The organism is unidentified bacterial endosymbiont, from assembly GCF_918797525.1.
In the GTDB taxonomy this organism is placed as follows: domain Bacteria; phylum Pseudomonadota; class Gammaproteobacteria; order Enterobacterales; family Enterobacteriaceae; genus Enterobacter.
Window position 1 is genome coordinate 2,783,959 of sequence record NZ_OU963893.1, and the last position, 12,477, is coordinate 2,796,435.

Annotated in this window: 6 protein-coding genes; 2 read left to right on the forward strand and 4 right to left on the reverse strand. The window is 58.8% G+C overall.

Features of this window, described 5'->3' with window-relative positions; translation table 11 throughout:
* Positions 1-353: 353 nt before the first annotated feature.
* On the reverse strand, positions 354-1,748 hold the full coding sequence (locus tag NL510_RS13320) for a NarK family nitrate/nitrite MFS transporter (RefSeq protein ID WP_253377441.1): 1,395 nt from the start codon (positions 1,746-1,748) through the stop codon (positions 354-356).
* A 309-nt stretch (positions 1,749-2,057) separates the two neighbouring features.
* Here NL510_RS13320 and narX point away from each other — a divergent pair, with 309 nt between their 5' ends.
* Complete coding sequence (narX, locus tag NL510_RS13325) at positions 2,058-3,854, forward strand: nitrate/nitrite two-component system sensor histidine kinase NarX (RefSeq protein WP_253377443.1); 1,797 nt, start codon at positions 2,058-2,060, stop codon at positions 3,852-3,854.
* On the forward strand, positions 3,847-4,497 hold the full coding sequence (gene narL / locus NL510_RS13330; RefSeq protein WP_253377445.1) for a two-component system response regulator NarL: 651 nt from the start codon (positions 3,847-3,849) through the stop codon (positions 4,495-4,497). The genes narX and narL overlap by 8 nt, the downstream gene beginning before the upstream one ends.
* A gap of 2 nt (positions 4,498-4,499) precedes the next feature.
* Here the strand turns inward: narL and NL510_RS13335 are convergent, their stop codons facing one another.
* From NL510_RS13335 to nirB, 3 genes are read right to left on the reverse strand one after another with little or no spacing between them, the layout of a single operon-like run.
* Complete coding sequence (locus NL510_RS13335; protein WP_253377447.1) at positions 4,500-5,906, reverse strand: YchO/YchP family invasin; 1,407 nt, start codon at positions 5,904-5,906, stop codon at positions 4,500-4,502.
* Positions 5,907-5,963: 57 nt separating this feature from the next.
* Positions 5,964-8,480 carry a nitrate reductase gene (locus NL510_RS13340; RefSeq protein WP_253377449.1) on the reverse strand — a complete coding sequence of 839 codons (2,517 nt, stop codon included), beginning with the start codon at positions 8,478-8,480 and terminating at the stop codon, positions 5,964-5,966.
* On the reverse strand, positions 8,477-12,466 hold the full coding sequence (nirB, locus tag NL510_RS13345; protein WP_253377451.1) for a nitrite reductase large subunit NirB: 3,990 nt from the start codon (positions 12,464-12,466) through the stop codon (positions 8,477-8,479). Before nirB ends, NL510_RS13340 begins: the two co-directional genes overlap by 4 nt.
* Positions 12,467-12,477 lie beyond the last annotated feature (11 nt).

Here is a 12,477-nt window from a genome sequence, read left to right on the forward strand (position 1 = left end):
GGCTCTCTCTCTAAATCGACATTGCTGATTTGCAGCGAAGGTAACGCCATGATTGACGGCGAGAATTGATAACGATCAAGGCGGGTGGGGTGATAACAGGGGGGTATTAGTTCTCCTACTCCCAAAGCGGTAGAAATAGCATTTCACTATATTGTTGATATATGGTGTTATTTTTTTATTTATCATACTAATACGACGCCATTTTTAACATCTTAGGTATTAAGGGGTAGACCCCACGACAACGCGATGTCGATCACAGTGTTACCCGCCGTCGGGCGCTTCAGTATGTTGTAACTAATATCAGTTAAAAAAAGCGCGGCACTCAGGCCGCGCAAACGGATAATCAGACAGACTTATTTTTTAGGGGTATTACGGCCATAGACCAGCCACGTGATGACCACGCAGGCGATATAGAACACGAGGAACACTTTCATTGCCCCGGCCGGTGAACCGCTCAGGTCAAGTGAGATACCGAATGCTTTCGGGATAAAGAAGCCGCCAATGGCGCCAATCGCCGAAATAAAGCCCAGCGCGGCGGCGGTATCGGTGGCCGCTTCACGCATTGCCTGCGCATCATCTCCGCCCTGCGCTTTCACGCGGTCCATGGTCAGCTTGCGGAAGATCACAGAGATCATCTGGAAGGTGGAGGCACTCCCCAGTCCGGCCGTCAGGAACAGCACCATAAACACGCCGAAGAAGGCGGTGAAGTTACCTCCCTGGCCGTCGACGGGCAGCGTCAGGAACAGCAGGGCACAGAAAAGGGCCATCACCACGAAGTTCACCAGCGTCACCCGGGTCCCGCCCAGACGGTCAGAGATCATCCCGCCGACAGAACGGGCCAGTGCGCCAATAAAGGGGCCAAAGAAGGCAAAGTGCAGGATCTGAATGTCCGGGAACTGGGTTTTGGACAGCATAGCGAAGCCTGCGGAGAAGCCTATAAATGAGCCAAACGTGGCCAGATACAGCAGCGCCATCACCCACAGATGTCCGCGTTTCAGCACCGGCAGTTGCTCGCTTAAGGACGCCTTAGATGCCGACAGGTCGTTCATGAAGAACCACGCCGCCAGGGTGAATACCACCAGGAACGGCACCCAAATCCAGGCCGCATTCTGCAGGAAAAGCGCTGAACCGTCGGGCTGTGTCACGCCACCGCCGCCGAAGGCCGCGAAAATAGAGACCGAGATCGCCAGCGGCGCAATCAGTTGCATCACGCTCACGCCCATATTTCCCAGCCCGCCGTTGATGCCCAGCGCCCCGCCCTGCTTCGCTTTCGGGAAGAAGAAGCTGATGTTTGCCATGCTGGAGGCGAAGTTTGCCCCGGCAAAACCGCACAGCAAAGAGATAGTCACAAACACGCTAAACGGCGTGGAGGTATCCTGCACGGCTAAACCGAGCCACACGCAAGGCACGATCATGATGCCGGTACTGAACGCCGTCCAGCGTCGGCCGCCGAAAACAGGTACCATAAACGCATAAGGCACGCGCAGCAGCGCGCCCGATAACGACGGCAGCGCGGTTAACAAAAAAAGCTGATCGGTGGTAAAGGTGAACCCCACTTTTGGCAGATTAACCGCCACTGCGCTAAACAACATCCATACGCAAAACGCTAACAGCAAACACGGAACGGAAATCCACAAATTACGACTGGCTACACGATGGCCGCGCTCTTGCCAAAACGCCGGATCTTCCGGACGCCATTCTGTAATAATGGAACCACTTTCCCTTTCGGGAGTGGATGAGTGACTCATAGACACCTCTGATTCTCGAATGATGCTGCAAACATTAGGGTTTTAGGCCGGCGGTAAGTTGATATAAATCAAAGGAAAAGGGGGAGGATTTGCGGCGAAAAAAAAGTCATCCCCCTTAGTGAGTAGGGTTTTATGCTTAAAAAAATGTGGTTTTTCACGGTGCTGAAGCGTCCCTTTCATTGCCATCCCCCTCCCCTTACTCCGCAGGCAATTAAGAGGTAATCCTTTATGGGTATGGGTATACTCCAGGGTATGCCTGAGAATAACGCGATTCCTGCAAGCAGGCCACGCCAGGAGCCCGGCACCCCAATGTTAAAAAGATGTTTATCACCGCTAACGCTAGTGAATCAGCTGGCGCTTATCGTTCTGCTGTCCACCGCGATTGGTGTGACCGGCATGGCTATCTCTGGCTGGCTGGTACAGGGCGTACAGGGTAATGCGCATGCCATCAACGAGGCAGGTTCGCTACGTATGCAGAGTTACCGCCTGCTGGCGTCGGTGCCGTTAACGCCGGATGACCAGTCCCTTATCGATGATATGGAGCGCACCGCGTTCAGCCCGGAGCTGGAAAGCGCCGCGCACCGAGCCGGACAAGTTCCGCAGCTTAAAGCCTTACAGCGCTACTGGCACACACAGTTGAAACCGGGTTTACGCCAGGCGCAGCATGCCGATACGGTTGCGCAGGACGTTGCCAGGTTCGTTACGCGCATTGATGCGCTGGTCTCCTCTTTCGATCATGCCACCGAGTTACGTATTGACCGCGTGGTTCTGGTCCACCAGGCAATGGCCCTTTTTATGGCCCTGCTGCTGATCTTCACTATCATCTGGCTGCGCGTACGGCTGCTAAATCCGTGGAAACAGCTACTGGCGATGGCCCGCGCGGTCACGGATCGCGATTTTACCCAGCGGGCGCACATCAGCGGGCGCAATGAAATGGCGATGCTGGGCCAGGCACTGAATACCATGTCAGAGGAGTTATCTGAAAGCTACGCGGTGCTGGAAAAACGGGTGCAGGAGAAAACCGCCGGGCTTGAGCAGAAAAACGAAATTCTCTCCTTCTTGTGGCAAGCCAACCGACGCTTGCATCTGCAGGCGCCGCTATGCGAACGGCTCTCTCCGGTGCTCAATGGTCTGCAAAATCTGACAATGCTGCACGATCTGGAACTGCGGGTCTACGACGTTGAAGATGAAGATAACCATCAGGAATTTACCTGTCAGTCAGATATCTCCTGCGATGACAGAGGCTGCCACCTCTGCCCACGCGATCTTCCCCCGCGCAGTAACGGCGGCACGACGCTTAAATGGCGACTGACCGATACCCACACCCAGTACGGTATTCTGCTGGCTACCCTGCCCATAGGGCGTCACCTGAGTCACGATCAGCAGCAACTGGTCGATACCCTGGTAGAACAGCTCACCGCCACTCTGGCCCTCGACCGCCATCAGGAAAAACAGCAGCAGTTGATCGTTATGGAAGAGCGCGCGACCATCGCCCGCGAGCTGCATGATTCCATCGCCCAGTCGCTCTCCTGTATGAAAATGCAGGTTAGCTGTCTGCAGATGCAGGACGCACAGATGCCGGAAAGCAGTAAACAGCTGTTGAGCCAGATCCGCAACGAGCTAAATACCTCCTGGGTACAGCTTCGCGAGTTACTGACCACCTTCCGTCTGCAACTCACCGAGCCAGGCCTGCGCCCCGCGCTGGAGTCCAGTTGCCACGAATTTAGCGCCCGACTGGGGTTTCCGGTGAAGCTGGATTACCAGTTGCCGCCGCGGTTTGTCCCTTCCCATCAGGCCATTCATTTACTGCAGATTGCCCGTGAAGCCCTGAGTAACGTGCTCAAACATGCCGGCGCGACGGCGGTAACCGTTACCGTTAGCCAGCACGGTGACCAGGTGAAGCTGAGCGTGCAGGACGACGGCTGCGGCGTGCCGGAAAATGCCGAACGCACTAACCACTATGGTTTAATTATCATGCGCGACCGCGCGCAAAGTCTGCGCGGTGATTGCCAGGTTCGCAGGAGAGAGACAGGGGGCACTGAAGTTGTGGTCACCTTTATTCCCGAAAAACCGCTTATAACCTCTCAAGGAGAAAACCATGACTAATCAGGAACCGGCGTCCATCCTGTTAATCGACGACCATCCGATGCTGCGTACCGGCGTCAAACAACTGGTCAGCATGGCAGCCGATATCACCGTCGTTGGGGAGGCCAGCAATGGCGAACAGGGAATTGAGCTTGCCGAATCCCTCGATCCTGATTTGATCCTGCTCGATCTCAACATGCCGGGCATGAACGGGCTGGAAACGCTCGACAAGCTGCGTGAAAAATCGCTCTCAGGCCGCGTGGTGGTCTTTAGCGTTTCAAATCATGAAGAAGATGTGGTCACAGCGCTGAAACGCGGCGCGGACGGTTATCTGTTAAAAGATATGGAGCCGGAAGATCTGCTTAAGGCGCTGCAACAGGCCGCAGCCGGTGAAATGGTCTTGAGCGAAGCATTAACGCCAGTACTGGCCGCCAGCCTGCGCGCCAACCGCGCCACCTCCGACCGTGACGTTTCGCAATTAACGCCGCGGGAGCGCGATATCCTCAAGCTGATAGCCCAGGGGCTGCCGAATAAAATGATCGCCCGCCGCCTGGATATCACCGAAAGCACGGTAAAAGTGCATGTGAAACACATGCTGAAGAAGATGAAGTTAAAATCCCGCGTTGAAGCAGCCGTGTGGGTACACCAGGAACGTATTTTCTAACGTCATTCCTCCGGTAGCAGTTTCCAGCGTAGGTCGTCGTCAGGTATTGCTACCAGCGGCTGAACCACCGTAAGCGTGATCTCATTGGACGAGACGCGCTGCCCGTTTTCATCCTCCGCCACCACCGACAGCCGCCAGCGGTTATCTGCTCCCTCGCGTTCATCCCAGGCTGGCAGAATAATGCTCCAGCCATCGCTACTGGCACGATTCGCCGGTGACGTGAGGCTCAGCGCCTGCGTATCTCCCTGCCAGTGCAGCTCACGGATACCGTGAGTGCTGCGGATCTGCAGCTTCAGCATGACCGTTTCCCCTCCTTTTAAATCCCACGGCGGGGTCGCCAGGTACACCGACAGCGTTTTACGCTGACGAAACTCCATGGTCGGCATATTATCCCGCTCCGGTGAAGCATAGCGGCTGCCGCGCAGCGAACGCGTGGCGGCGACCTCCCCGGCGGAAAGCTGTTTAACCAACGGTACGCCAAAGCGATAGTTAAGCTTAAGCCCGAGATTATTCTGGCTCACGCCGCTCTCGCCCTGCTTATGGGCCGCCGTCAGGGTGACGAGCGGCACGGGGGTATAATTAAGCCCGAGGTTAACCGCCATCGGGTTGTGATAACCTGTCCCGGTGTTGAACAGATCGACGTTATCGCCAAAATACTGTTCAAAGCTGACGCTGGTGTTCAGATGATGAAACCAGGGCAGCCAGGCTTTGGCGGTAATATCATATCCTGGGGCCATCCGCTGTTCCCGGGTACTGGAACTGTCGCGCCAGCTGGCGAACGGTTGATAATAATTCGCCGACAGCCGCAGGTTCTCGCCCCAGGCTTCAGCCCCCAGCCCGCCGCGCTGCAGGTTCTCGTCCAGCAGGTTGTCATAAAAGGTGTTGTACCCCAGCAACCAGCTTCCGGCGATCCAGCGCTGTCCAACACCCGCATTGCTGACCAGACCGTCGGATTGTTGCGTCAGCCCAAGCTGACTCCAGCTCAGATAACGGTTGTTATCGTTCCAGGGGATAAACCAGTTCCCGCTGCTGCCATTGAAGTTTCCCTCATCATCCACCAGCACATTCACGCTGGCGTTACCCCAGGGCGAGAGCCAGGATTCAATGTGCTGGTTCACCTCGCCGCTGACCACTTCACGCACCTGACCAAACGCGAACTGGCGCGCCTGCTCTCCCGTGGTGAGGCCATTATTGGTCATACTGGCCTCACCGAACGCTTTCGCCATCTCCGCCAGATGCTTCTCGTTTTGCGACGACGGCGTTGCCAGACCGAGGTCCGGTAGCCCGTCACCGTTGTTATCAAAAGGGTTTTGCGCCTGGTGAATAAAGGAATTTGGCTCAGCGTAAACGGCTCCAGCCGTAAAGAGGCAGAGCAAAGGCAACAGACGAAGAGGCGTTGAAACAATCATTAACGTCGTGAGAAATATCCGATGCTTACCTGATAAGACTGAGTACCTTAACGTTGTTCATCCCTTTTTGCAGCCCTGACCGAAATTTTCCGGAATAAACTGAAACAGGTTTTTTAACTCCGGAACGCAGGATCCGCAGTGGGTACCACAGCGCAGCGTCGCCCCCAACGCCTCGGGGGAATCACAGCCTGCGGCAATGGCCTCGCGTATCGCGTTTTCACCAATGCTAAAGCAGCTACAGAGTATCCGCCCCGGGTCGACGTGCCTGCCCGGCGGCTGTCCGTTCAGCAGTGCATGGCGTTCGGCGGGCAACTCCGGCGCGGTTCGCAGGGCCTCTTCAATAAACGTATGCGCCAGCACCGGCAATGCAGTGCCTTCCCAGAAGCCGAGCATCAGTTCGCCATTATGCCAGGCCAGCACGCTGCTGCGCTCGCCGGTTTGGGCTATTTGCATCTGCCAGCCGTGTTCATTGCACAGCGCCATGATCCACCCCAGCATCGGTTTCTCACTCGCCAGGGTGATGCGCGAGGCTTTGCGCCATCCGTAGACGGCAGCCGGTAGTTCAGGCAACTGGCGCGCGTAAAGCTCCCCTTGCCAGCCCGGCTGCCACGGCATGATCCTGACGGCAGTTTGTTTACTCTCGGGCTGGCCTGAGAGCGGGTCGCGGCGCCCTTCCGTCAGCGCGTTAACCTTCCCCTGGCGGGCAAACTGGGTGTTCCAGTGCATTGGCGCAAACGCCTCGCCTGCCCGCTGAGCATCGGTGATGCGCACTCTGGCAACCATCACCCCGCGCGGGGAATGGATCCGCGCCAGCTGTCCGTCACGCAGGTCAAACCGCGCGGCGTCGGCGGGGCAGACCTCAACGCGCGGTTCGTCGATATGCTGCATCAGCCGCGGGACATAGCCCGTGCGGGTCATGGTGTGCCATTGATCGCGGATCCGCCCGCTGTTTAGTAGCAGCGGGTAGAGGGTATCGACCGTCGCACCATGCCGCTGCGGTTCGACGGGCACAATCTGCCTGCACGGAAAATTCCCCGTCGCCCACTGATAAGGCTCGAGCGCGTCCCACGCCTCTGGGGTGAGCGTAGCCAGTTCATGAAGATTAAGCGCCCGTTCACCATTATTTTCAAACGCCGTCAGCCGGGCATGTTCACAAAATATCGCCTGAGGATCTTCCCAGGCGAACGCCTCGCCGTAGCCGAGCCGCTCCGCCACCCGGGCGATGATCCACCAGTCCGCTTTTGCCTCCCCCGGGGCGGGCAAAAAGGCGCGCTGGCGCGAGATGCGGCGCTCGGAGTTGGTGACGGTGCCGTTTTTCTCCCCCCAGCCCAGGGCCGGAAAACGAATATGGGCATACCGGCTGGTGTCGGTCTCCCGCATCACCTCAGAGACAATCACCAGCGGGCAATTTGCCAGCGCCTGACACACGGCATGGCTGTCCGGCATCGACACCGCCGGGTTGGTGCCCATGATCCACACCGCTTTCACCTCGCCGCGGGCAATGGCGTCAAACAGCTCCACGGCCATCAGCCCCGGCGTTTGCGCCAGCCGCTCCGTTCCCCAGAAGCGGGCAACGCGCGCGAGATCGTCCGGTTCAAAATTCATGTGCGCCGCCAGCTGATTCGCCAGCCCACCGACTTCACGTCCCCCCATTGCATTAGGCTGTCCGGTGAGCGAAAACGGGCCACAGCCCTGACGATTGAATTTCCCGCTGGCAAGATGGACGTTGATAATGGCATTACACTTGTCGCTACCGCTGGAAGACTGATTGACGCCCATGGTGTAGAGCGTGATGGCGCGCGGTGCCGAGCTAAACCAGTCGTAAAAGCTGAGGATCGCTTCCGGCGCCAGGTCGCAGAAGGCTGCCACGCGGCTGACCGGCCACGCCTCCGTGCCCTGAATCCGGTTGAGTAAACCGACAAACAGCCCGGCGTCACTGCCGGGGGCTAACGCCAGGTGCAGGTCAGCGATATCACAGGTGGCGGTTTTACGTGGGTCGATGACCACCACTTTCATCTGCGGGTTGCGGTTGCGCGCCTGAACCAGCCGCTGATACAGAACCGGGTGGGTCCATGCCGCATTCGAGCCAACCAGCACCACCAGATCGCTGTTTTCCACATCCTCATAGCTGCACGGCACCACATCTTCACCGAATGCGCGCTTGTAGCCAACCACCGCCGAAGACATGCACAGCCGCGAGTTGGTATCAATATTCGCCGCGCCAATAAACCCCTTCATCAGCTTATTGGCGGCATAATAATCCTCGGTTAAGAGCTGACCAGAGGCATAAAACGCCACGGCCTGCGGTCCCCAGGTAGCGATGATCTCCCGTAGCCGTTCGCCTGCCGCCGCCAGCGCCTGCGGCCACCCCTCCTGCTGGCCGTCCACCTCGGGATGCAGCAATCGTCCCTGCAGCCCGGTGGCTTCCCCCAACGCCGATCCCTTAACGCACAGGCGTCCGTAACTGGCTGGATGGGTTTCATCTCCACGCACCGTGACCGTATCGCCATCCACCCTGGCGACCACGCCGCAGCCGACTCCGCAGTAGGGGCAGGTTGTTCGGGTTTCCTTCATGATGCCTCCGCACGTAAGACCAGCACCTCGTTCCCCACCCACACCGTGCCGTTTTCAATTTTCACCGGCCAGGCGCGCACGGCGGGTTCACCGCTGTCGACCCGGCAACCATCCCTCAGGCGAATACGCTGTTTATAGAGGGGCGAGATAACCATTGGCTCACCTGCCGCATCGCCGAGGATGCCGCGCGACAGCACGTCGGCATTGCTGCCCGGCTCCCTGTCGTCAAGGGCATAGACGGATGTGCCAAAGCGGAACAGCGCGATCGGCTTGCGGCCCAGGCGTGCGCCAATCCCTGCCTGCTCGGGAATGTCGTCGACGGTACAGATCGCCTGCCAGCGTTTAGTTTCATCCGTCGGCTGGCGGTTCACCCCGGTGCGGAACAGGGCAAGCCGGTCAGGATCGTTTAGGGTGGTTTGCCATTCGCACTGGTAGGTTTCCACAATGCGGGCCATCTCCTGTTCCAGCTCGTGGGCGATGCCAAGGCTGTCGTTAAGAATAACGTCCCGCAGATACTCCAGCCCTCCTTCGAGGTTGTCCATCCAGGTACTGGTGCGCTGCAGACGATCCGCCGTGCGAATGTAAAACATCAGGAAACGGTCAACGGTGCGAAGCAGCGTCTCGTCGTCCAGATCGCTGGCAAACAGATCCGCATGACGCGGCTTCATGCCGCCGTTTCCGCACAGATAGAGGTTCCAGCCCTTGTCCGTGGCAATCACCCCGACGTCCTTACTCTGCGCCTCCGCGCATTCCCGGGTGCAGCCGGAGACCGCCATTTTGATTTTGTGCGGAGCGCGAAGTCCTTTGTAGCGGTGCTCCAGTTTGACCGCCAGGCCCGTGGAATTCTGAACGCCGTAACGGCACCAGGTGGAGCCGACGCAGGACTTCACCGTGCGCAGGGATTTGCCATACGCGTGCCCGGTCTCAAACCCGGCCGCCACCAGCGCCTGCCAGATGTCCGGTAGTTGTTCGAGGGTAGCGCCAAACAGATCAATACGCTGCCCGCCGGTTATCTTGCTGTAGAGCTGGTAGCGTTTCGCTATCAGACCAATGGCAATCAGCCCGTCGGCCGTCACTTCTCCGGCAGGCATACGCGGCACAATTGAGTAGGTTCCATCCTTCTGGATGTTAGCGAAATAGCGATCGTTGGTATCCTGCAGGGGAAGATGGGCCGGTTTGAGCAGGTACTCATTCCAGCACGAGGCAAGCACCGATCCCACCAGCGGCTTACAAATTTCACACCCGTGGCCCTGCCCGTAACGGCTGATAAGCTGATCGAAGGTGCGGATGTGGTTAACGCGCACCAGGTGGTAAATCTGCTGGCGCGAGTACGGGAAGTGTTCGCAAATATCCTTTTTCACCTCTACACCCTGCGCTGCAAGCTGGCACTCCAGTACCTGTTTTACCAGCGCGCTACAGCCCCCGCAGCCGGTTGCCGCTTTGGTACAGTGCTTAATAGCCGCGATGTCCGTCGCACCGCCGCTGACCGCCTGGCAAATATTACCTTTTGTCACGTTATGGCAGGAGCAAATCTGCGCGCTTTCCGGCAGGGACGCCACGCCGGAGGCTTTGGGCGCACTGTCAGAGAAGGCGGGTAAAATCAGCGTTTCAGGCGCCTTCGGCAGCTCAATGCCGTTGAGCATCATCTGCACCAGGGTGGAATACTCGCTGGCATCCCCCACCAGCACGCCGCCCAACAGGGTTTTACCGTCATCGCTGACCACGATCTTTTTATAGATTTGCCGTGGGCCGTGGGTCCACTGGTAGCTTAATGCCCCCGGCGTTGTGCCATGCGCATCGCCGAACGAGGCCACATCCACCCCCAGCAGCTTGAGTTTGGTGCTCATATCGGCCCCGGTGAACCGTTGCGCTTCGCCCGCCAGCGCGGCGGCCGCCACGCGCGCCATCTGATAGCCCGGCGCCACCAGGCCGAAGATTTTCCCCTCCCACAGGGCGCATTCGCCAATGGCAAAGACGTTTTCATCAGAGGTCCGGCACTGATTATCAATGCCGATCCCGCCGCGCTCGCCCGTGACCAGCCCGCTACTGCGCGCCAGCGCGTCCTGCGGGCGTATACCGGCGGAAAAGACCACCATATCGGTTGCCAGCTGTTCGCCGTCGGCAAAGTGCAATACCAGCCCATCGGCCTCGCATGCGATTTCCCGGGTGGCTTTACGGGTGTGTACCCCAACGCCGAGCGCCTCGATTTTTTTTCGCAGCATGGCCGCGCCGTCGTTGTCGAGCTGCACCGCCATCAGGTTGGGGGCAAACTCCACCACGTGAGTTTCCAGCCCTAACTGCTTCAGGGCATTCGCTGCTTCCAGCCCCAGCAGGCCGCCGCCAATGACCACGCCACGACGGGCTTCCCCGGCATGTGCGGAAATGGCGTCTAAATCATCCAGCGTGCGGTAGACAAAACAGCCCGGCAGATCGTTGCCCGGTATCGGGGGCACGAAGGGATAGGAGCCGGTCGCCAGCACCAGTTTGTCCCAGTGGGCTTCGTGCCCGCTGGCGGTACGTACGACCTGGGTATCACGGTCGATGGCGACAATCTGTTGCGACAGGCGCAGCTCGATAGCGTTGTTGGTAAAGAAATCGCCCTCCACCAGCGAGAGTGATTCTGCGCTGCGTCCGCCAAAATACTGCGAAAGATGAACCCGGTCGTAGGCGGCATAACGCTCTTCGCCAAAGACGATAATCTGATAGTGCTGGTGCAGATTACGTTTTACGCAATCGACGAGAAAATGATGGCCGACCATACCGTGTCCAACCACCACCAGAGTAGGTTTTGTCATCGCGTTGTCTCCTGCAACCTGGGGTTGCGTCGTCGTGAAACAGTCGAACAGCCAGTCCGGACGTGCGGGAGCCGCTGTTGCCAGTAAATCGGTAAAGGTTGCCGCGCTGCGACAATCCCCCATCAGTTGCACGCCTTCCAGCGCGCCGTGATGCACCAGCAAACGTCGATAGTGACGGGCCTGGGGATCCCACGCGTGCCAGACCTCATCGTCTGGTTGCGCCACCGCGCGCCCGAGGCTGAACAACTCCACGCCCGTCACCTTAAGACGCATCCCCCGGTCGGTAAGCGTAAATGGCGCGCCCGGCTCGTCGGCGAGACGGGCAGCGAGAATATCCGCCTGTGCCAGACAGGGAGCGACCACGCCAAACGTCTGGCCGTCAATCTCACAGCATTCGCCGATAGCGCTGATATTGGCCACCGAGCTTTGCATCTGACCGTCGACCACAATGCCGCGAACGCAGCGTAGGCCGCTGGCTTGCGCCAGCCCGACGTTGGGCCGCACCCCTGTCGCCAGCACCACGCGGGTGGCCGCTATCCTCTGCCCGTTGAGCAACGTCACCGACCCCGCCGTAATGGACGCAATGCCGGATGAGAGCTCACTGTTAACACCGCGCCCGGCCAGGGCTTCTTCAAGCAGCAGTCCCGCCCGCTGGTCAAGCTGGTGTTCCATTAGCCACGGTCCGCGATGCACCAGCGTGACGTTGTCACCCGAAAGGGCCAGCGCGGCGGCGGCCTCGACGCCGAGTACGCCCCCGCCCAGCACCACCGCCGGGCCGGGCCGCTGCTGGAGGGCGCGGGTATCTGACAGGGTGCGGAAGGTAAAAACGTGTGCCGCATTTACGCCAGGGATAGCGGGGACAACAGGCTGCGACCCGGTGGCAAACACCAGATGATCCCAGTCGACCGTCTGAGACGTTGTCTGTACTACCCGACAAACACTGTCCACCGAGCTAACCTTTTCGCCCCTGAGCACCGTGACGCCGCGCGCGCCATACCACGCATCATTCTGCAGGCGAATGTTTTGCGCCTGCTTTTCCCCACCCAGCACTGGCGTAAGCTGGATACGGTTATAAGCATGCTCAGGCTCCTCGCCGATGACGATGATGGCGAAGCGACCGGGAGCACGCGCGGTCAGCGTGGCAATCAGCCGTGTTGCCGCCATCCCATTGCCGATAATGACCAGTCGCATTAAGGCCCCCG

Bases quoted from the DNA above. Each gene is read 5' to 3' on its own strand.
- NL510_RS13320 (WP_253377441.1), bottom strand. From the start codon at position 1,748: ATGAGTCACTCATCCACTCCCGAAAGGGAAAGTGGTTCCATTATTACA.
- narX (WP_253377443.1), top strand. From the start codon at position 2,058: ATGTTAAAAAGATGTTTATCACCGCTAACGCTAGTGAATCAGCTGGCG.
- narL (WP_253377445.1), top strand. From the start codon at position 3,847: ATGACTAATCAGGAACCGGCGTCCATCCTGTTAATCGACGACCATCCG.
- NL510_RS13335 (WP_253377447.1), bottom strand. From the start codon at position 5,906: ATGATTGTTTCAACGCCTCTTCGTCTGTTGCCTTTGCTCTGCCTCTTT.
- NL510_RS13340 (WP_253377449.1), bottom strand. From the start codon at position 8,480: ATGAAGGAAACCCGAACAACCTGCCCCTACTGCGGAGTCGGCTGCGGC.
- nirB (WP_253377451.1), bottom strand. From the start codon at position 12,466: ATGCGACTGGTCATTATCGGCAATGGGATGGCGGCAACACGGCTGATT.